Annotated in this window: 16 protein-coding genes; 10 read left to right on the top strand and 6 right to left on the bottom strand. The window is 40.5% G+C overall.

What is annotated here, in order from left to right; translation table 11 throughout:
• Positions 1–19: 19 nt before the first annotated feature.
• On the bottom strand, positions 20–2227 hold the full coding sequence (locus HDF25_RS11555) for a RelA/SpoT family protein (protein WP_184624914.1): 2208 nt from the start codon (positions 2225–2227) through the stop codon (positions 20–22).
• Between the two features lie 110 nt (positions 2228–2337).
• Here HDF25_RS11555 and HDF25_RS11550 point away from each other — a divergent pair, with 110 nt between their 5' ends.
• The 6 genes from HDF25_RS11550 (at position 2338) to HDF25_RS11525 (ending at position 7766) form a co-directional block, all read left to right on the top strand.
• Positions 2338–2958, top strand: a complete 621-nt coding sequence (locus tag HDF25_RS11550; RefSeq protein WP_184624913.1) for a DUF4294 domain-containing protein — start codon at positions 2338–2340, stop codon at positions 2956–2958.
• Positions 2959–2960: 2 nt separating this feature from the next.
• Positions 2961–3458: a glutathione peroxidase gene (locus HDF25_RS11545; protein ID WP_184624912.1), complete on the top strand. Its 498-nt coding sequence runs from the start codon at positions 2961–2963 to the stop codon at positions 3456–3458.
• Between the two features lie 63 nt (positions 3459–3521).
• Positions 3522–4238 carry a bacillithiol biosynthesis deacetylase BshB1 gene (gene bshB1 / locus HDF25_RS11540; RefSeq protein WP_184624911.1) on the top strand — a complete coding sequence of 239 codons (717 nt, stop codon included), beginning with the start codon at positions 3522–3524 and terminating at the stop codon, positions 4236–4238.
• Between the two features lie 47 nt (positions 4239–4285).
• The gene (locus HDF25_RS11535) at positions 4286–5647 is read left to right on the top strand and encodes an acyl-CoA dehydrogenase family protein (RefSeq protein ID WP_184624910.1); all 1362 of its coding nucleotides are present in this window, start codon (positions 4286–4288) and stop codon (positions 5645–5647) included.
• Positions 5648–5698: 51 nt separating this feature from the next.
• Positions 5699–6457, top strand: coding sequence for a DUF4369 domain-containing protein (locus tag HDF25_RS11530; RefSeq protein ID WP_184624909.1), 759 nt, complete (start codon positions 5699–5701; stop codon positions 6455–6457).
• A gap of 175 nt (positions 6458–6632) precedes the next feature.
• Positions 6633–7766 carry a TlpA disulfide reductase family protein gene (locus tag HDF25_RS11525; RefSeq protein ID WP_184624908.1) on the top strand — a complete coding sequence of 378 codons (1134 nt, stop codon included), beginning with the start codon at positions 6633–6635 and terminating at the stop codon, positions 7764–7766.
• A 70-nt stretch (positions 7767–7836) separates the two neighbouring features.
• Here HDF25_RS11525 and HDF25_RS11520 read toward each other — a convergent pair whose 3' ends face one another.
• From HDF25_RS11520 to HDF25_RS11510, 3 genes are all read right to left on the bottom strand, one after another.
• Positions 7837–8241 carry a hypothetical protein gene (locus tag HDF25_RS11520; protein ID WP_184624907.1) on the bottom strand — a complete coding sequence of 135 codons (405 nt, stop codon included), beginning with the start codon at positions 8239–8241 and terminating at the stop codon, positions 7837–7839.
• Positions 8242–8247: 6 nt separating this feature from the next.
• Positions 8248–9579, bottom strand: coding sequence for an L-lysine 6-transaminase (lat, locus tag HDF25_RS11515; protein ID WP_184624906.1), 1332 nt, complete (start codon positions 9577–9579; stop codon positions 8248–8250).
• 158 nt (positions 9580–9737) lie between these two features.
• Positions 9738–10472, bottom strand: coding sequence for a DUF6882 domain-containing protein (locus HDF25_RS11510; protein WP_184624905.1), 735 nt, complete (start codon positions 10470–10472; stop codon positions 9738–9740).
• A gap of 88 nt (positions 10473–10560) precedes the next feature.
• On the opposite strand from HDF25_RS11510, the gene HDF25_RS11505 reads away from it, so the two are divergent.
• From HDF25_RS11505 to HDF25_RS11490, 4 genes are all read left to right on the top strand, one after another.
• A complete protein-coding gene (locus HDF25_RS11505; protein ID WP_184624904.1) occupies positions 10561–11481 on the top strand; it encodes a SecDF P1 head subdomain-containing protein in 921 nt (306 codons plus the stop codon).
• Between the two features lie 75 nt (positions 11482–11556).
• Positions 11557–11895 carry a hypothetical protein gene (locus HDF25_RS11500; RefSeq protein WP_184624903.1) on the top strand — a complete coding sequence of 113 codons (339 nt, stop codon included), beginning with the start codon at positions 11557–11559 and terminating at the stop codon, positions 11893–11895.
• A 100-nt stretch (positions 11896–11995) separates the two neighbouring features.
• The gene (locus HDF25_RS11495; RefSeq protein ID WP_184624902.1) at positions 11996–16363 is read left to right on the top strand and encodes a CusA/CzcA family heavy metal efflux RND transporter; all 4368 of its coding nucleotides are present in this window, start codon (positions 11996–11998) and stop codon (positions 16361–16363) included.
• A gap of 8 nt (positions 16364–16371) precedes the next feature.
• Positions 16372–17517: an efflux RND transporter periplasmic adaptor subunit gene (locus HDF25_RS11490; protein WP_184624901.1), complete on the top strand. Its 1146-nt coding sequence runs from the start codon at positions 16372–16374 to the stop codon at positions 17515–17517.
• Positions 17518–17579: 62 nt separating this feature from the next.
• On the opposite strand, the gene HDF25_RS11485 is transcribed toward HDF25_RS11490, so the two are convergent.
• Complete coding sequence (locus HDF25_RS11485) at positions 17580–19844, bottom strand: family 20 glycosylhydrolase (protein WP_184624900.1); 2265 nt, start codon at positions 19842–19844, stop codon at positions 17580–17582.
• A gap of 16 nt (positions 19845–19860) precedes the next feature.
• Entirely contained in the window at positions 19861–20733 is an 873-nt protein-coding gene (locus HDF25_RS11480; protein ID WP_184624899.1) for a 1-aminocyclopropane-1-carboxylate deaminase/D-cysteine desulfhydrase, read from the bottom strand.
• Positions 20734–20862 lie beyond the last annotated feature (129 nt).

Genomic DNA, 20862 nt, shown 5'->3' with positions numbered 1-20862 from the left:
CTACGATTTATTCATTTTTTTAGGCATCGAAACGTGTGACGCCTGTTACACCTTTAACCTCTAAAAGATTTTTGATCAGGTTGTCAAGGTGCTCTTTATCATTTACAAAGATCATAATTGATCCGTCAAAAATACCATTATCGGTATCTACAGTTATAGAACGCATATTCACTTTGAAATCACCAGAAATTACTTTGGTAATATTATTAATCAAACCGACATCATCGATACCTATAATATGTAATCCGGTAAGGAAAGTCAGCTCCTGTTGTTTGTTCCATTTTGCTTTGACTACCCGGTATCCGTAATTAGCCATCAGCTGTGCGGCATTCGGGCAATTGGTCCGGTGAATTTTGATACCCTCGCTTACGGTTACAAAGCCGAATACGTCATCACCAGGAATAGGATTACAGCAGGCAGCAAGCGTATAATCTATTTTTTGAAGGTCTTCACCAATCAGTAAAATATCTGATTCGGGACCTTTCACCTTATTTAACAGTGCTTCGATCTGTTGTCCGTCATTTCTTTCAGCCCCTCTGTTCTCAATCTCTTTTTCACTGGCCAGATATTCTTTCAGGTCCTTGAGTTCTATTTTTCCCGTCGCTACAGCGATAAAGAGCTCCTGTGTAGAGGCTAATTTGAAGAAATAACTTAATTTATTGAGGTTATCAGTGTTGTAGGTGATTTTTAAAGACTTGAGTTTGCGTTCCAGCGTTTCTTTACCACCTTCAGCTATCTTTCTTTTCTCCTCTTTCAGCGAAGATTTTATTTTCGATTTGGCTTTTGCGGTTACGACAATATTCAACCAGTCTTCTTTAGGGACCTGTTTACCCGAAGTAATGATTTCTACCTGATCGCCATTCTGCAGTTTATAGGAAAGAGGTACCAGTTTATGGTTGACTTTAGCCCCAATACATTTGGCACCTACGTCGGTGTGAATCTCAAAAGCGAAATCCAGTGCAGTAGCACCTAATGGAAGTTGTATTAAAGCCCCTTTAGGCGTAAAGATGAAAATCTCATCCGAGAACAGGTTCATTTTGAAATCATCCAGGAAATCCAGTGCATTCGCCTCTGGGTTATTCAGCATTTCCCTGACTTTCATGATCCACTGATCCAGCCCGTTATCATTACTTGACTCTTTATATTTCCAGTGTGCAGCAAAGCCTTTTTCGGCAATCTCATTCATTCTTTGGGTACGGATCTGTACTTCTACCCACTGTCCTTTGGGCCCCATTACTGTAGTATGAAGAGATTCATAACCATTTCCTTTTGGTGAGGAAACCCAGTCGCGTAAACGATCAGGATTTGGACGGTAGAGGTCAGTTACTATAGAATAGGCTTTCCAGCAGTCTGCTTTTTCATTTTCAGGCGAGCTGTCCAGTATAATACGGATGGCAAAAAGATCATATACTTCTTCAAAAGGAATATTTTTCTTTTTCATCTTGTTCCATATCGAATGGATAGATTTTGGCCGGCCATAAATACTCGCGACAAAACCCTGTTCGGCTAATATCTCGTTGATTGGTTCAACAAAGTGTTTAACGAATAAAGTCCGTTCTGCCTTTTTTTCATTGAGTTTGGTGGCTATGAATTTATAAGTATCAGGCTCCAGATATTTCATGGAAAGATCTTCCAGCTCTGATTTTATAGCATATAGACCCAGCCTGTGTGCCAGCGGGGCATAAAGGTAAATAGTCTCGGAGGCGATCTTCAGCTGCTTGTGTCTGGGCATAAAGTCCATAGTCCGCATATTGTGAAGACGGTCTGCCAGTTTAATTAAAATTACCCTTACATCATCGGCCAGGGTAAGCAGCATTTTCCTGAAGTTTTCGGCCTGTAAAGAGCTGTTATAATCAAAAACACCTGCGATTTTAGTCAGGCCATCAATGATTTTTGCGGTCTTTTTTCCAAATTCTCTTTCAATATCTTCGAGCGTAATATCTGTATCCTCTACTACATCATGCAGCAGGGCACATACGATAGATGTTGTTCCGAGTCCGATTTCCTCAGCAGCGATTTGTGCCACAGCAATAGGGTGATAGATATAAGGTTCCCCAGATTTTCTGCGCATATCTTTATGACTTTCAAGGGCCATATCGAATGCTTTTCTGATTTCTTTTTTATCTCCTTTTTGTAATGTTGGCTTACAGGCACGCAAGAGGGCACGGTATCTCTTCAGGATTTCTTGCTTTTCTGCTTCTAAATCAATCACTAAGGTGTTCTTCATTTGTATTATTTTCGTAATAATTATAGCTTGTTAATCGTTTAAGAATATATTAGATTTAGTTATAAACCTAATGTATTAAATTTGCTTTAACTTCGTGGGAGTATAAATTTATGAAATTTTGCAGTTTATTTATTCTGTTATTTGTCATTATTGCCGCAGATGAGCTAAAAGCGCAGCAAAATTCTGTGCCCGTTAGGTTTCCTGTACTTGGCAAAAATGATACCATCAGAGTAGCTTCCACAAATGATGACGGAGAAATGATTCCGTGGATACCTCTTAATGAGGTGATTATCTACGGCAACCGCATTTTTAAGACTCCAGCCGACCGTGCTGCATTTAACAGACTCCGTTATAATGTCCTGAAAGTGATGCCTTATGCTCTTTTTGCAAAAAGAAGATATGAGCAGCTGGAACGGGACCTTGCAGTAACTTCCGATCGTAAGGAACACAAAAAACTGGTTAAAGCATGTGATGCTGAAATCAAAAAAATGTTTAATACAGAGATCAAAGAGCTGACTATTACACAGGGTCAGATACTCACCAAATTAATTGACCGGGAAGTAGGGCGGACTACCTATGAGATTGTAAAAGAAACTCAGGGTGGTGTCAAAGCTTTTATTTATCAGTCGGTAGCAAGGGTAGTAGGACACAATTTAAAAAGCACTTATAATCCTGAAGAGGAAAGAGATATAGAATCTATTATTCAGTCTTCAGGTTTTTACCATCAATAAGCATGACAGAGAACCCTCAGCGTATTTATCAGTTCAACGCAAAATTAATCAATGGAAAAGATAAAAATCTAGCTGATTATCAAGGTAAAGTCCTTCTTGTAGTTAACATCGCCTCGGCCTGTGGATTTGCTCCTCAGTTGAAGGAGCTTCAGGAACTTAAGGATTTATTTAAGGAGGAAGAATTTGAAGTCCTGGGTTTTCCGTCCAATGATTTTGGCGGACAGGAGCCTCTGGAAGGAGAAGCTATCCATGATTTCTGTGAAGTCAATTATGGCGTTAAATTCCCGGTTTTTGAAAAAATAATGGTCAGAGGTGAGCATGCTAATCCGATTTACAAATTTCTGGGAAGTAAGGAACTGAATGGGCATATCAAGTCTACTCCAAGATGGAACTTTCATAAATACCTGGTTAATAAAAATGGAGAAGTGGTCGACTACTTTTATCCGTTTACCAAACCTTTATCATCAAAGGTTAAAAAGAAAATTCAGCGTTTGCTTTAATAAAAAAACAGAAAACTAGCTGAAAATGCCATCTGGCGAAGCATAAAATAAGATTAAACATAAATGAAATTAGACATATTAGTATTAGCCGTTCATCCGGATGATGCAGAACTTGGATGTTCAGGAACAATTCTAAAACATATAGCACAGGGTAAAAAAGTAGGAATAGTTGATTTTACCAGAGGAGAGTTAGGTACTAGAGGCACAGCCGAAATCAGAGATGAAGAAGCTGCGGACTCGGCAAAAATATTAGGCTTACATGCCCGTGAAAATCTGAGGTTTAAAGATGGCTTCTTTAAAAATGATGAGGAGCATCAGTTAGAGGTTATCAGAATGATCCGCAAATATCAGCCGGAAATTGTGCTGGGCAATGCCATGCATGATCGTCATCCCGATCATAAAAGAGCTGGAGATCTGGCCAGCGACTCCTGTTTTCTGGCGGGTCTACCTAAAGTCAGGACTATCCAGGATGGTGTAGTGCAGGAAGCCTGGAGACCACGTTTATTTTTGCAATATATACAGGATTCCTATATTCAACCAGACATCATCATTGATATTACCCCTTATATCGAAACTAAAATTGCTGCTATTAAAGCCTTTAAAACCCAGTTCTATAATCCTGAGCAGGATGGGCCTTCGACCTATATTTCTTCACCTGAATTTTTTGAAAGTGTAATTGGACGTTCAAGAGAGATGGGGAAATCTATCGGTGCTACCTATGGGGAAGGATTTACTTCGCGTAAATTATTAGGGGTAGATAATCTTTTCGAACTGCGTTAGGGAACAAAAGTGCCAGTTAGCTGTTCTTCATAGAAACAGCTTTGATTATGGCCAATATATTTTCCAAGATAAAGAACGCTTACACACTTTTTCAGAGTGTGGACCTTGAAAAACTGGACGCACTCTCCAGGAAAGTGGATCTTAAAAAAATAGTAGATGCCGTCGCGGGTTTAGAGGAGGCTCAGCTCAGCGGTTTAATGAAAATGCTCGGAACACCTCATCAGAAAAAGGAGCTTCCACCCATTAACGGAGATTTCTATCATTTAGGTGATGCTGCATTAAACGAGGAAGACCGCGCACTGCAGTTAAAAGTACGTAGCTTTTTAGAGAAAGAGGTTAAACCTTTGGTCAATGATTATTGGCTGAAGGCAGAGTTTCCGTTTGAGCTGATCCCTAAGATCGCCGAACTCAATATTTGCGGACTGACCTATCAGGGCTATGGTTGTCCTGGTAAATCCAATCTGATGGAAGGTATGCTGGCGATGGAAATGGCCAGGGTTGATACTTCCATGTCTACTTTTTTTGGTGTTCAAAGCGGGCTGGCCATGGGCTCTATCTATTTACTGGGTTCAGAGGCTCAGAAACAGGAATGGTTACCAGCGATGCAGCAGATGAAAATAATCGGTGCATTTGGTCTGACAGAACCTGAGGTAGGGTCGGCAGCAGCAGGAGGTCTGACTACGACAGCTAAAAGACAGGGAAACAAATGGATCTTAAATGGACAGAAGAAGTGGATAGGTAATGCTACATTTTCTGATGTCACTATTATCTGGGCCAGAGATCTGGAAGACAACCAGGTGAAAGGATTTTTGGTAAGGAAAGGTACCAAAGGTATTGCCGTAGAGAAGATGCAGGATAAAATGGCGCTTCGTATCGTGCAGAACGGACTGATTACATTGACAAACTGTGAAGTGGATGAAGAAGATCGTTTACAAAATGCCAATTCCTTTAAAGATACGGCGAAGGTGCTGAGAATGACAAGAGCAGGTGTAGCCTGGCAGGCCGTTGGATGTGCAAGGGGAGCTTATGAAAGTGCGCTGGCCTATACCAGAACACGTAAACAATTTGGTAAACCTATCGCTTCGTTTCAGCTGATACAAAATCATCTGGTGGAGATGTTGTCTAACCTGACTGCTATGCAGACTTTGTGTTTCCGTCTGTCTCAGTTGCAGGATCAGGGATTACTGACAGATGAACATGCCTCATTAGCTAAAGTTTTCTGTTCTTTAAGAACCAGAGATGTAGTGAGCAGGGCAAGAGAGGTCATGGGAGGAAACGGGATTTTACTGGAATATGATGTTGCCCGTTTTGTAGCCGATGCAGAGGCTATCTATTCTTATGAGGGAACAAAAGAAATCAATTCGCTCATTGTAGGGAGGGCGATAACTGGGTTTTCCGCTTTTGTTTAGCGTTATTTCAGTTATCAAATGCTATTTTTGGATCAATCATCCAGATTATAAATGAAAAGAATTCTGCTGTTCGTATTATTATCCTTACCAGTGCTGGTTTTTGCCCAGCGAGGTGATTTCCTGTTAAATGGTGTCATCCATCATCTTAAAACTCCTTCAAAGATATATCTTAATTATCTGGCCGACGGGGAGTCTGTGCTTGATTCAGCTGTAACTGATCAGGGTAAATTTACTTTTAAAGGGAAAATAGGTGAACCAGTACTGGCAGAAATCATCTTTGATCATCGGGATGAAGGAGCAGAAAAATTGGGAATAAAAGGAGAGGCAAATTTCACCGGTGATATCCTCGAAGAAATTGATCAGCGGACAGATCATATTTTGCTTTACCTCGAACCTGGTCAGTTCAGTGTTACGGCAAAAGATTCGATAAAATATGCTGAAATTAAAGGTTCAAAGCTCAATGAGGAGTATCATGCCTATCTAAAATATATAGCAACTCCAAGGGCTGCAGTAGCTGCTGTACTCAGGAAGTTTGTCTATGCCTCGGCAGAAAAGAAACAGGATGACGATTTTAATTTTCTGATAGAAACAGAATACGATATGTCTTTCTCTAAACTGAAATCACGTCAGCTGATCTATATTAAATCACATCCTGATTCTTATTTTAGCCTTGTAGCGCTGACTGAGCCTTATCTTAATGAAGAACTAAACTTTCAGGAATTAGCACCTCTTTATAAAGATCTTTCAGCCAGGGTACGTGCGACAGCATTGGGAGTTATGGTTGCCCAAGCAATTGAAGATGCACACTAATGCTTTTTTCGTAATAACGATACAACAAACGAAAGAAATACGTTATATTTTAGTTACACCCTTAATCATCCGATATATTATTTTAATTTTGGATATATTGAAATGCAGCCAATGCAGATTGATCGTTGCGATTTCAGGTTAATTTTTGTTAAACGGATACCTAAAAATAGAATAAATGAAAAGAGTTTTGCTGTCATTATTAATGACCACTCCGGCTTTTGTTTTTGCACAAGCAGGAGATTTTACATTGAATGGGAAAATCAGTACCCTTGATGCCCCTGCAAAAGTATATCTGACTTACAGAGCGGGGGAGAGTTCAGTAATGGATTCTGCAGTCGTGAACAAAGGAGCATTTGTGTTTAAGGGAAAAGTCGCCGGACCTACCATGGCCAGAGTGATTGTTGACCATAAAGGAGAGGGCCTTAAAAAATTAGGCAGATCTGCAGATAATGTTATCGTTTACCTTGAGCCGGCAGTTATTAACCTGTCTGCAAAAGACTCGGTGAAAACGGTAGTCGTTACAGGTTCAAAACTGAATGATGAGAATGCCCGCTACATGAAACATGTTGCTGTTCCTCTGGCTGAATTAACAGCAGTAAATAAGGAATATAGCAGTGCTACAGAAGAGCAGCAGAAAGATGAGAAATTCAGAAGTGCACTGGAGGCTAAATATGAAAAAGCATCAGCAGCTATGCAGGCACTTCAGTCAACATTTATCAAAGCTAATCCAGATTCTTATTTCAGTTTGCTGGCTTTACGTGAAACAGCAGGTTCAAGTATAAACGTTGCTGAAATTGAGCCAGTTTATAAAGGCCTTTCTGCAAGAGTACGTGCTACACAGGCTGGTGTTGAACTGGCAAAAGCTATTGATGCTGCACGTGCAACATCAATAGGTGTAATGGCTCCTGATTTTACGCAAAATGACGTGAATGATAAACCAGTGAAATTATCCAGTTTCCGTGGTAAATATGTACTGATCGATTTCTGGGCATCCTGGTGTGGTCCATGCAGGGCAGAAAACCCGAATGTGGTAGCAGCTTATAATAAATTCAAAGACAAGAAATTTACTATCCTTGGTGTATCATTAGATCAGCCAGGTAAAAAAGATGCATGGTTGGCTGCGATTGCTAAAGACGGTTTAGTCTGGACACAAGTTTCTGATCTTAAATTCTGGAATAATGCTGTAGCTGTACAATACGGTGTAAGAGGTATTCCTCAGAACTTCCTGGTGGATCCTGCAGGTAAAATTGTAGCCACAAACTTAAGAGGTGAGGCTTTAGAAGCTAAGCTGGCTGAACTCTTAAAATAAAAAGAGTATAATATCAAGAGCCCCTGTCCAGAGATCTGGACAGGGGCTCTTGACGTTTACAGGCAATGCCTTACTTAAATGGCCGTTTGGTAATACTGATATTTCCCATGGCACTTTTCTCGTACAGCCCGACGCAATTTCCGTTAAACTTCGTGTCAAAATTCACGCTGCCCGGAGTTAAATCTGTAGGTACTGCCGAACCCTCAAGGAAGTAATATACTTTGGTATTTCCCCCTTTATGGTGCGGTTTATAGTTCCCGTAAGTTTCCATCTCCGACCATATTGTATCTTTAACCGTTACAGCAAAGACGTATTGTACAGGACCTGTGTTATTCTCATTTCTGTAATGAGCAACCTCTTTGAAGCCAGCTTTAAGATCGCCGGCCCCAGGTTGAAAAAAGGTACCCTTAAGCATCCATATCACTAAAACAAAAACAAGGATACCCAGGAAAATATTTATTTTTTTATTGCGCATTATATTTTATAAATCAGCTAATATTTTAGTCATTACTTCCAACCCCTGGTCGATATGGTTTTCCTCTATAATCAATGCAGGACGGAAACGGATGGTCTGAGGGCCACAACCCAGGAACATCACATTGTGCTCCATTCCCTTTTGAATAAAAGCATTGCGCATTTCTGCGTCAGGGAAATCAAAGGCACATAATAATCCTTTACCACGTACATTCGTTATTTTATCATGTTTTGAAGCCAGCTCTTCCAGGTTGCTTTTCAGATATTGACCGACTTTGGCAGCATGGTCACATAATTTATCCTCTTCAATGATCTGCAGGATCTTTGTAGACCTGACCATATCCACCAGATTACCTCCCCAGGTGGAATTGATTCTTGAAGGAACACGGAATACATTGTTTTCCACTTCATCCACCTTGCTACCTACTAATATACCACATACCTGCATTTTCTTACCAAAAGCAAGAATATCCGGACGGGCTTTTTCGCTATAATGCTGATGGCACCAGAATTTACCAGTTAGTCCAACACCAGTCTGTACCTCATCGTAGATCAGGAAAGCATCATTTTCATCTGCAATACTGCGGAGCTGGATCAGGAATTCTTCACGTAAATGATTATCGCCGCCTTCAGATTGAATAGGTTCGATGATGATGGCGCAAATATCATCTTTATGCTCAGCAAAAGCCTGTTTGATCTGCGTTATGGAAAGTTCTTCAGTATGAATAGCGGTGGCTAAATTATCATTTTCCAGTGGAAATTTTACGGTAGGTACGGATACCCTTGGCCAGTCAAATTTAGCGAACCATTTAGTTTTATCCGGAAGTGTATTGGTTAAGCTGAGTGTATAACCGGTTCTGCCATGGAAGGCTTTTTCAAAATGCAGAACTTTGAACCCTTTCTCTTCTTTGTAGCCTTTAGTAAAGTTTTTCTGAACTTTCCAGTCCATTGCTACCTTAATGGCATTTTCAACGGCTAATCCACCACCTGCTATGAAAAAAGCATGAGGAAGATAAGAGGGGATACCTATCGCACCAAAGGTTTTTACGAATTCTGCATATTGTTGGGTGTACACATCAGAATTTGATGGGTTAGCCATTGCAGCCTGTAAAAGACTTTGTTTAAAAGCAGCATCGTTAATCATTTTCGGATGATTGTATCCCAGAGGGACAGATGCAAAACAAGTAAAGAAATCCAGTAACGTTCGCTTGTACTTTGAGTCGTAAATGTATGCTCCCTGGCTTTGTCCCATGTCATAGGTCAGATCAAATCCATCGGCTAAAATATGCTGACTTAAAATCTCATTAACCTGTTCAGGAGCAACAGTAAGTTCGTACATAATTCTATGTTTTGGTTTATCCAAATTTAGCAAAAAGCCCCTAAATAACAAGTACAGGGCATTTTTTGACTAAAAAACTAAAAACAAGGTTTAAACTGTTTAAAGTATGATTTTGTGATAAAACGGATCTTAACCGAACAGTTGTTAACTATATTTTACTATCCTTTCAGATTGGTTAAGCGGTGCTGACCGTCAAATTCGGCTGTAATGGTCTCGCCGTTTTTTGTGGCTGTCAGTGTGTCGCCTTCATTTGTTATTGAATAATTCTTTTGAATCAGGTAATTATTCAGGGAAGTCTGATGATTCATTTCAAAGGTAGAGATGAGCTCTGGGAAAACGGTCAACACCCTGATGTGGTCATCTTTACTATTCTTCTCAATCGCATCTGCCTTGACAGTTACCACCAGTATACCCTGACCATAGTCGGCCAGGTAATAGGCACTGGAGTTGAACAGTCCTGAGGCAATCATTCCGATGAGGTGGAGGTCGTTGATGTCTGCTTCGAAATCGCTGTTTTTTAACAGATTGAGATTGTTGTCTTCGCCATATTTTTTAAGTTGGAGGGCTTGTTGCAGAAAAGCTTCCGGACAATCCAGTTGCTTATTTGCCCATGCCCAAAGCCATGTCTGGGATGAATGAGAGAATGAGCCAAGAACCTGAATAGGGAAAACGAGATTCTCCCCAAAGCTGACTTCTCCTTTCTTCAGGTCTGCATTCCAGTTATTATCGCCAATCAATCCATAAAGATTACGTTGTTTATCTAAGCCGATACCACCATAAAATTCCAGTAATTCCTGTTCTGTTTTGAATGATGTTGAAGATTCAATCTGATGAGTTGGGTTTGCAGTTGTTTGTCCGGATTCTTTTCCGAAAAGGTTTTTGAATAGGCTCATCGTATGATATGTTTAACGTTTTAAATGACAGGCTGTTGGAATTAGATGATAAGATATCCTTATTTTCGTAATTCATACCCTGAAATTTATGCAAAAAAAAACAACTTTCCTTTTCATTCTGCTGATTTCTTCTGCTTTATTCAGCCAGGCACAGCCGCAGGCCAGGAAGACCAAACGCGCTGTAGAAAAAGGAGAAGAAAAGGCAGCAAAAAGAATAATGCATACTGTTTTTACTTTGCAGCCAGAAGATCCGGCTTTCCAGGCAGATACTTCTTTTAAAACTTTCATGATAGAAACCATTACCAGTCGTTTAAACGGAGTGTATAGCCATAAAATAGCACCTGAAGATCTGGTACCAGGGAATGGGGAAATTCTGCTGCATTTGTATGGAAAGGTCAATGTCGATTCGGTAAAGGCACGACTTAACCTCAGAACGAATATTCGTTTCCTATCTGGCTATCCTGATGCTCTGGGAATGATTGCTGAATTGAAAGCAAAGGGAGCAGAAAAGTGGCTAACTTTTCCACCAGAAGAAATAACACATTTTACCTATCTGGGAAGTATGAAAAATAAGGATACACTAGAAGTGAGAAAGATCATTCAGCAGATCAGTCTTCCCAAAAATCTGCACTGGTATATGATGAAGAGGTGGGACGATCTGTATGAATTATACCTTTTGGATAATGAAAAACCAATAATCAATAGTGAAGAAATAGTTAATGCGGTGCTGAAATATGACCCGACGACTAACAGGCCAGTTGCATCGCTCATCCTTAACGAATCCGGAAGAGTTAAACTGGCAGCTTATACTAAAGCTCATACAGGCGAAATGATGGCCATTGTGGCTAATAAAGAACTCATTTTGGCTGCTATTATTTATGGGGAGATTAGTCAGGGGAATATGATGATCGCCAATGGTGCTACTGCAAACGAAATGAAGGAACTGACAGATAAGATCGGTTATCCTTTTCCTGTTGCTTTGAAAGTTACAAACGTAAAAGTAGAATAACCTGTTTAAAATTGTTCAAGTTTATATCTTTACGCCGTGAAACAATGCTGCTCTTATATATTGCTATTGCTGATTTTGACGTATAACACGGATCTGAAACAATTGTTGAAGATTCCGATGCTGGTCGCGCATTATCAGGAACATAAACAAAGGGATCTGGATATCACTGTGTTGCAGTTTCTGAGTTTCCATTATTGGGGAGAAGATCTGAATGACGATGATCAGGAACAGGATATGAAATTGCCTTTTAAAAAAGTCGAGTCCTACGTTAGTCAGCTTGCTATTCCAATGGCGAAAACAAGAATCAATAAACCCTATATACTTCCTGTAAAAAGTGTACAACCTATTTTCAGGGATTGTATGTTTTTACAACCGGCTCTTGAATCTCTTTTCAGGCCTCCTCAGCTGTCATAGAAGACAATTTTTTATCATGCTTACCCCTATAGTGAACTTGCAAATAGTTGGCTAAAGGTGGCTTATGCGATCTTTTTTTTTAATCAATAAATAAAAAATTATGCTGAATAAGATAATTGGCTTTTCTGTGAGGAACAAGCTGATCATTGGTTTATTTGTATTCGCCCTGATTGGTTGGGGTGCTTACGAAGTGACCAGATTACCCATAGATGCAGTTCCGGATATTACAGACAACCAGGTACAGGTGATCACCGTTTCTCCTTCACTCGGAGCCCCGGATATAGAAAGATTAGTTACTTTTCCCGTTGAACAAGCCTGCAGTAGTATTCCTGGTTTGAAGCAGATCAGAAGTTTTTCCCGTTTTGGACTCTCCCTGGTGACCATCGTATTTAATGATGGTGTCGATGTTTACTGGGCCAGGCAACAGATCAGTGAAAAACTCCAGCAGGTTACCAAAGATATACCGGAGGGTTCTGGTAGTCCCGAGATGGCGCCAGTTTCAACAGGACTAGGTGAAATATTCCAATACGTAGTCAGGCCCAAAAAAGGTTTTGAAGATAAATACGATGTAACGGAGTTGCGAACTATTCAGGACTGGATCGTAAGAAGGCAGTTGCTTGGAACCCCCGGGATAGCCGAGGTTTCCAGTTTTGGAGGTAAACTCAAACAATATGAAATTGCGGTTCGTCAGCAGCAATTAAAGGCCTATAATATGACGGTCGCAGACGTTTTCGATGCCCTGGAAAAAAATAATCAGAATACTGGAGGTGCATATATTGAAAAAGGACCTACAGTATTATATATACGAAGCGAAGGGCTTACTTCTTCCATTGAAGATATTAAAAAGATTGTAGTTAAAACCCTCGGTAATGGAATGCCCGTATTAATGGGCGATGTGGCTGATGTACAATTTGGTTCTGCCATTCGCTATGGTGCAATGACCTTTAATGATCAGGGAGAAGTTGCCGGTGCTGTTGTCATGATGCTTAAAGGAGAAAATGCTTCTGTGGTTATTAAAAGAGTTAAAGACCGGGTTGCAGAGATTCAGAAAATGTTGCCCGAAGGCGTGGTAATTGAACCTTTCCTTGACAGAACAAAAATGGTTAACAACGCAATTAAGACAGTAGAAACCAATCTAATGGAAGGAGCATTGATTGTGATCTTTGTGCTGGTATTCTTTCTGGGTAATCTGCGCGCAGGATTAATAGTTTCTTCTGTCATCCCCCTTTCCATGCTTTTTGCAATTATCCTGATGAATATGTTTGGCGTCGGCGGCAATCTTATGAGTCTGGGAGCTATAGATTTCGGTCTGATTGTAGACGGATCTGTGATTGTCGTGGAAGCGATTCTGCATCGTTTTTCTCATTCCAAACATTTCAGGGGAATGGCCAGGATTGATCAGCAGCAAATGGATAGTGAAGTGAGTAAATCAACCGGTTCAATGATTAAATCTGCCGTTTTTAGTCAGATCATCATCCTGATCGTCTATTTACCAATTCTCTCCTTAGAAGGGATCGAGGGAAAAATGTTTAAACCAATGGCCTTTACGATTGCCTTTGCTATTCTGGGCGCTTTTATCCTGTCCGTTACTTATGTGCCTATGATGGCTGCTCTATGCTTAAATAAAAAGCTAAAGCATCAGTTAACTTTTACAGACAAGTTAATGGTCTGGCTGGAAAGAAGATATCAGCCACTTTTAAACAGATTATTATCTTTTCCTAGAACGATGATTGTCGTAACACTCTGTCTTTTTGTAACTGCTATAGTGATTCTGAGCCGTATGGGTGGAGAATTCATACCACAACTGGAAGAAGGTGATTTTGCTGTGGAGACCAGATTGCTTACAGGGAGTAACCTGGATAATACTGTCAATTCTACGCAGCAGGCTTCCGGAATTTTGTTGAAAAGATTTCCTGAGGTAGAAAAAATAGTGACTAAAGTAGGCAGTGCTGAAGTGCCAACAGATCCTATGCCTTTTGAAGCTGCCGATATGATGGTGATCCTGAAGGATAAAAAGGACTGGGTATCAGCTACTACATTTAGCGAGTTAAGTACGAAGATGACCAAAGCGCTGGAGGAAGTACCTGGCATTACTGTTGGCTTCCAGTTTCCGGTTCAAATGCGTTTTAACGAATTGATGACCGGTGCCCGGCAAGATGTAGTTTGTAAAATATTTGGAGAAGACCTGGATTCTCTTGCAAGTTATGCGCACCGGCTGAATGACGTAATTCAGTCTGTAAAAGGTGCCGTTAATATTTATGAAGAACGCGTAACCGGAATGCCACAGGTGGTCATTAAATACAACCGGGATGGGATGGCTAAATATGGCTTAAATGTAAGTGATATTAACCGGGTTGTGAATACAGCTTTTGCCGGACAGGTAGCAGGACAAGTATATGAAGGCGAGAAACGTTTTGATATGGTAGTCCGTCTGGCGGGTGATTCCAGGAAAAATATTTCGGATGTTGAAAACTTGCTGGTTCAGACCAGACAGGGTACGCAAATCCCATTGTCTTTTGTTGCGGGAATTGAAGAAATTGAGGGCGTAAACCAGATACAGCGGGAAAATACAAAAAGAAGGATCATCGTAGGATTTAATGTAGGTGGACGTGATGTACAGTCTATCGTTACTGAACTTAAGCAAAAGGTTGAGCAGAAATTAAAGCTGCCAAAGGGATATACCATCGTGTATGGAGGCTCTTTTGAAAACATGACCGCTGCCAAAGCCCGTTTAAGTATAGTTGTTCCAATTGCCTTACTGCTGATATTTTTATTGCTTTATTTTGCATTCAGTTCTGTAAAACAAGGTCTTTTAATTTATACAGCTATTCCTTTGTCCGCGATAGGTGGTGTGTTCGCTTTATGGGTCAGGGACATTCCATTCAGTATATCTGCCGGAGTTGGTTTTATTGCCTTGTTCGGAGTAGCCGTATTAAACGGGATTTTACTGGTGTCTGAGTTTAACCGTCTTCAGAAGGAGGGTTGGACAGATGTTAAACGCATAGTAATCCATGCGACAAAATCTAAGTTGCGTGCCGTATTGATGACAGCCCTGGTGCCTTCTTTAGGTTTTATTCCAATGGCAATTAGTACCGGAGCAGGTGGGGAAGTACAAAAGCCTCTGGCCACCGTTGTTATCGGTGGACTGATCGTCTCCACTATGCTTACTTTATTTGTTTTACCCATGCTGTATATCTTATTTGAAAAAGGTTTCGGTTATTTTAAACCCACAAAATTGATAATATCCTTATTTCTGATCCTTGGGTTTAGTTTTTCGAAGACCAGTGCACAACAGAAAATTTCTCTGCAGACATCAGTAGACAGCGCATTAAAAAATAATGCGTCATTGAAGGTCTCCAAAACGGAAGTAGGGTATTACCGGGCCCTGAAAAAGAGCAATCTTGATCTGGAGAAGACAAATGCCACGTTTGAGTACGGTAAGTTTAATAGTATAGCCAATGATAATCGTTTTTCCATCTCTCAGGCTATTCAGTTCCCCGGAGTTTACAAACACCAGGGCAGTATTAACCAAACTAATATTAAGATTAGTGAAATTGACCTGGCACAAAGGGAGCTGGTTATTATCAATCTGGTTAAACAGACCTTTTATCGTTTACTGGTTTTACAGCAAAAAAAGGCACTCTTGCTGGAAACTGATAGTTTGTATTCCAAATTTCTTCAAAAAACAAAGCAACGGTTTAAAACCGGTGATGTGGATGTGCTTGAACAGACGACAGCAGAAAATCAGCGTTTTCAGATTTACAATCAGTTACAGCTGCTTGATACCGACTATCAGGTGTTAAAGAACCGTTTTAAGGTTTTGCTGAATACTGAATATGAAATTGAACCCGCATCAGATCCTGTTATATATCATCTGACTGCTTTACCTGATACAAGTTATCTCGGACGAAGCCCGGCAATGCGCTTACAGCAGGAACAGGTCGAACTTGCCCGGCATCAGCTTAAACTGGAGAAAAGTAAGTTAATGCCAACTTTTAATGCAGGTTATAATAGCTCAACTATTATCGGATGGCAGACTACAGGCCAGAATATAGAAAAGTATTATAGTAATCATAACCGGTTCTCTTCTGTAACTGTCGGCATTGGTATCCCGGTTTTCTGGGGGGCTCAGCGTTCCAGGATCCAGGCATCAAACCTATTGATTCGTCAGCGTAAGGAAGAAGCAGATGTAGTTGTGCAGCAACTTCAGTCTGGTCTTCAGGATGCGATCCGCATATACAATCAAAGCAGCAGAATGGTTAAATCCTATCAGGAAACATTGCTGCCAAATGCAAAATCTATTATTCATACCGCTACACTCAAGCTGGATGCCGGAGAAGTCGGTTACCTGGATTGGGTAATTCTGATCAACCAGGCCATTCAAATCAGAAGTGAGTATTTTAATACTGTACAACAATTGAACGAAGCTGCTTTTGAAGTAGAAAAAATATTGCCATTAACTAATTAAAGATATATATGAAAGCAAGCGCCTTAATTACCGTAATGCTGATGATTCTGTTCTCTTCCTGCAGCGAGCAGCCTAAAGAAGATAAAACCAGCACAGGTACAACAAATGAAAATAAGAATGTAAATAAAGATGTGGTAGAGCTGACACCTGAACAGATTAAGAATGCAGGGATCGTGACAGGAACACCACAGGAAAGAGAAATGCATTCCATATTAAAAGTTAATGGAGTTATAGATGTACCACCGCAGAATATCGTTTCTATAAGCGTACCAATGGGTGGATATGTGAAAAAAGCGACTTTGTTACCTGGCCAGAAAGTTCAGAAAGGTACTTTGCTGGCTGTTTTGGAGGATCAGCAATATATTCAGTTACAACAGGATTTCCTGACAGCGAAAAACAGGCTGGTTTTTCTGGAAGCAGATTTCTACCGTCAAAAGGAACTAAACATAACCAAAGCGAGCAGTGACAAATTATTCCAGCAAGTAAAAAGCGATTACATGAATCAGAAAGTTATACTGAAAGCTTTGGGCGAAAAACTCCAGATGATTAATATTAATCCTGCTAAATTAAATGAAAATAACATTAGTAATAAGATCAGTATTTACGCGCCGATTGGTGGTTATGTAACCAAGGTTAATGTAAATATGGGCAGGTATGTAAACCCGACTGACATCTTATTTGAATTGATCAATCCGGGAGACTTGCATCTGAAACTAACTGTGTTTGAAAATGATGCAGCGAGCTTAAGTTCGGGACAGAAAGTGTTATGTTACACTAACAAAAACCCGGCAGTGAAATACAATGCGACTATTCATCTGATAACGCCGAATATAGGTGAAGAACGCAATACTGAAGTACATTGCCACCTGGATAAACTCCCTAAAGAGTTAATTCCCGGAATGTTTATGAATGGTGAAATCCAGTTGAATAATGCAAAGGTATTAAGTGTTCCTGAAGAAGCTATTGTTAAATCAGATAATAAATACTACCTGTTTACTGAAGAAGCACCACGCAGGTACAAATTGATACCTGTTCAGGTCGGAGTCTCGATGAGTGGATTTACAGAAATCAAATCACCCTTGTCATCCAGTACTATAGTCACTAAGAATGCTTATACACTGTTAATGAAAATGAAAAACAGCGAAGAAGGCTGATAATTAATTTTCCATCCCTTTGGCAAGTAAATATATTGCCTGCCAAAGGGATAATATATCAGCTAGTAGATCACTACTTCGTCAGTAAAGACAAATCCTTTCTGTTCGTTTTTTCCGGTTATCCTGATATACCTTGCAGATACTCCTTTTAAATTAAAGACAAAGGTTTTGAACCTCAGAGATGAATCAGAGACCGGAACATCATTTTCCAGTTTTCTGATGGGTCTGAAATCTTTCCCGTCTTCTGAGACTGAGATTGAAACATCCGAAGGAATATAAACGCCGGGCCCGGTGAGTTGCATAAAACGGATTTTTAATTCATTCAGCGCGGTTCTGGTATCCATATCTATGGTGACATCGAAATTACCCAGAAAGCCCTGCCATTGACCATCACCATAAGTCAGGTCACCCGTTTCTCCGTTCACCAGAGTCAGTTCTTTTTGTGCAGGATACCCACTACTCCATGGATTATTATAAATCACTTTTTTACCAATAGCCTTATGGATATCAACCATTAACTCCTGTGTTTTTCCCTGTTGTATCTTGTTTTTGAATATCCCGGCCTTAACAACAGATGTGACATTTAGTTCAACAGGGGCTTTATACACAGCCGAACTGACAGAAGGAGAGCTCCCGTCAATCGTATATCTTATTTCAGGATGAAATTGCTCAGAACTGATACTGACACTGGCTTTCCTGCTCACCATGTCAAATTTAGACAGAATGCTCAATTCGTTTGAAGGAACATAATAATGGATACCAAAACGTTGTAAAAGTAAATAGTGTTTTTGCAGGCGTAACTGGAAATCATCCCAGTTTTTATTCTTCTCAGCTGTCCATCCAATCTCGGCCAGTGCAATCGCTCTGGGGAAAACCATATAGTCAGTCTGATTCTGTGTGGGCATGTATTCTGTCCATACATTAGCCTGAATCCCCAGGATATGTTTCCTGTTGGCCGCGCTTATTTCGGCAGGGACAGGGAAATAAGAGTAAACCTTCTTTAAAGGTAAATAACCGCCAATTGCTTCAGGCTGCCCGATCGGATTAGTTTGATAAGCATCAAAATACAGGTAAGCCCCTGGGGTCATAATCACATCATGTCCGGTATTTGCCGCTTCGATGCCTCCTTTTTCTCCGCGCCAGCTCATTACTGTTGCTGCAGGGCTAAGTCCCCCCTCTAATATTTCATCCCATCCAATCAGTTTTTTACCCTTGCTGGTTAAATAAGTCTCCATCCTTTTAACAGCATAACTTTGCAATTCATTTTCATCTTTCAGATGGAGATCTTTAATCCTTTTCTGGCATTTTGGACATTCTTTCCAGGCTGTTTTATCAGCCTCATCTCCACCAATATGGATATATTCCGAAGGAAAAATAGCAATTACTTCGTTGATGACATTTTGTAAAAAGGTAAATGTATCCTCATTCCCTATGCAGAATTCGGAGTTCTTGTAAGGTTTTCCAGAACAGGACAGGTTGGGATATACAGCCAGGACTTCCTCACTGTGTCCAGGCATCTCTATCTCCGGGATAATCGTAATCCCTCTTTTTGCAGCATATCTTACTAAATCTTTTGCTTCTTCCTGTGTGTAAAATCCACCATGCGCTTCAGGAGATCCCATCTCGACATACTGTCGTCCGCCGTCCCACCATTTCTTCCAGTTATCATCAGTTCTCCAGGCAGCCTTATTGGTGAGTTCCGGATATTTTTTAATTTCCAGTCTCCAGCCTGCACCATCAGTTAAATGCCAGTGGAAGGTATTCAACTTATATAAAGACATGATATCAATATACTTTTTCAGAAAGCTGATTGGATAAAAATGACGGGAAACATCGAGCATCAGTCCGCGATAACTGAACTGAGGCTGATCCTCAATGTATACCGCAGGGATTGTACGCCCGTTTTTCCGGGTATAAGCTATCTGCCTTAAGGTAGCAATTCCATTGAGCATAGCAGCCGGCTGATGCGCTGTAATTATAATCCTTCTGGTATCTACCTGCAGGCGGTAAGCATTTGGCGCAAGCGGATCTTTCCGGTCTGCCATGATCAGTATGATCCCTTGTTTAGGGATTAGCTGACCAGGCAGGAGTAATTTGGCTTTCTGGAAATGTATATACGGATGCTCGTGAAGTAAATCGGCAGTAGCCAGAAATGTTTTAGTGGCATATACTTCTTCCAGATTTGGATACAGATAAAATCCGGGTCTCTCCGTTTGTAATTGAGGTTTTGGAATTATAAACAGCGAATCCTGGGCAGAGGCCAGTTTTGGGATCAACTGAAAAAGCAGTAGGAATGAAAATATAAACAGGTGTTGCAGTTGTTTCATTTGGTTCAGGTTGTTTCTAAATAAGCTTATCTTTCATTCCCATTATTCCCAGCAATCCCCCGGTATGCAGAGCGATTATCTTTTCTCCTTCCCTAAAGTAATTTTTCTCTGCTAAATCATAAATAGCGAAGAATAGTTTAGCCGTATAAACAGGGTCGATCAATATACCATGTGCAGCAGTGAAATCCCTGATAAATTTCAGTAAATCTGGTTTTGTTTTAGCATAACCACCAAAATGATAATCTGTATGTAAAACCAGCTGGTCAGTTACCGGAACATACTGAGCAATTTCGTCCCGTATAAATTCGCCGCCTTTTAATACCGGAATGACATGAAGTTTAGCCGTCAGTCCTGCCTTTTGGATACCCTGCAATAAACCAGCAGCAGTAGTACCCGTGCCAGCAGCACAAAATAGATGAGCGGTATCCCCTGGTAATTCTGTAATGATTTCGGCACAGCCTCTGACTGCTTCGGCAGATGCTCCTCCTTCATCAATGAAATAAGTATCAGCGTGTTTCTCTGCATAAGCAGTATAACAGGCAGTTTTATCCTTATACGTTTCGCGGTCAGTAAAGATAAGTTCCATGCCATACAGTGAACAGAGCACCAGCATTTCATTATTCACCTGTTCTCCTCTCACAAAGGCGGTTGCTTTCAGTCCTGACCTGGAAGCAGCTGCTGCGGTAGCCACCAGGTGATTAGAATAAGCGCCACCAAAGGTAACCAGGTGATTTTTCCCTTTTGTACTGGCATCTTCCAGAATGTACTTCAGTTTACGCCACTTATTTCCGGAAATATAAGGATCTATTAAATCATCCCTTTTTATCCACAATTGTGATAAACGGGCGTGTCTTAACTGTTGTAAAGGACTGTACAGATCTGTAAACATAATACAAATATAAATCCTTTTGTGCTGCCGGAGGGATTCAGCTGGATTTGAAGGAGGAATAAAATGGCTCTTTTCAATGTCATTTTTAATTATATCTGTATAATAAGCTCTTCAGCCCTAATTTCTTTC

It is taken from the genome of Pedobacter cryoconitis, assembly GCF_014207135.1.
Taxonomy (GTDB): domain Bacteria; phylum Bacteroidota; class Bacteroidia; order Sphingobacteriales; family Sphingobacteriaceae; genus Pedobacter; species Pedobacter cryoconitis_D.
The sequence above is the reverse complement of the archived record's forward strand: the minus strand, read 5'-3'. Positions and strand labels throughout refer to the sequence as shown.

Excerpts from the sequence above, each read along its gene's own strand:
- bshB1 (WP_184624911.1), top strand. The coding sequence starts at position 3,522 with ATGAAATTAGACATATTAGTATTAGCCGTTCATCCGGATGATGCAGAA.
- HDF25_RS11530 (WP_184624909.1), top strand. The coding sequence starts at position 5,699 with ATGAAAAGAATTCTGCTGTTCGTATTATTATCCTTACCAGTGCTGGTT.
- HDF25_RS11520 (WP_184624907.1), bottom strand. The coding sequence starts at position 8,241 with ATGCGCAATAAAAAAATAAATATTTTCCTGGGTATCCTTGTTTTTGTT.
- HDF25_RS11495 (WP_184624902.1), top strand. The coding sequence starts at position 11,996 with ATGCTGAATAAGATAATTGGCTTTTCTGTGAGGAACAAGCTGATCATT.
- HDF25_RS11485 (WP_184624900.1), bottom strand. The coding sequence starts at position 19,844 with ATGAAACAACTGCAACACCTGTTTATATTTTCATTCCTACTGCTTTTT.
- HDF25_RS11525 (WP_184624908.1), top strand. The coding sequence starts at position 6,633 with ATGAAAAGAGTTTTGCTGTCATTATTAATGACCACTCCGGCTTTTGTT.
- HDF25_RS11490 (WP_184624901.1), top strand. The coding sequence starts at position 16,372 with ATGAAAGCAAGCGCCTTAATTACCGTAATGCTGATGATTCTGTTCTCT.
- HDF25_RS11550 (WP_184624913.1), top strand. The coding sequence starts at position 2,338 with ATGAAATTTTGCAGTTTATTTATTCTGTTATTTGTCATTATTGCCGCA.
- HDF25_RS11505 (WP_184624904.1), top strand. The coding sequence starts at position 10,561 with ATGCAAAAAAAAACAACTTTCCTTTTCATTCTGCTGATTTCTTCTGCT.
- HDF25_RS11555 (WP_184624914.1), bottom strand. The coding sequence starts at position 2,227 with ATGAAGAACACCTTAGTGATTGATTTAGAAGCAGAAAAGCAAGAAATC.
- HDF25_RS11480 (WP_184624899.1), bottom strand. The coding sequence starts at position 20,733 with ATGTTTACAGATCTGTACAGTCCTTTACAACAGTTAAGACACGCCCGT.
- HDF25_RS11510 (WP_184624905.1), bottom strand. The coding sequence starts at position 10,472 with ATGAGCCTATTCAAAAACCTTTTCGGAAAAGAATCCGGACAAACAACT.
- HDF25_RS11545 (WP_184624912.1), top strand. The coding sequence starts at position 2,961 with ATGACAGAGAACCCTCAGCGTATTTATCAGTTCAACGCAAAATTAATC.
- lat (WP_184624906.1), bottom strand. The coding sequence starts at position 9,579 with ATGTACGAACTTACTGTTGCTCCTGAACAGGTTAATGAGATTTTAAGT.
- HDF25_RS11535 (WP_184624910.1), top strand. The coding sequence starts at position 4,286 with ATGGCCAATATATTTTCCAAGATAAAGAACGCTTACACACTTTTTCAG.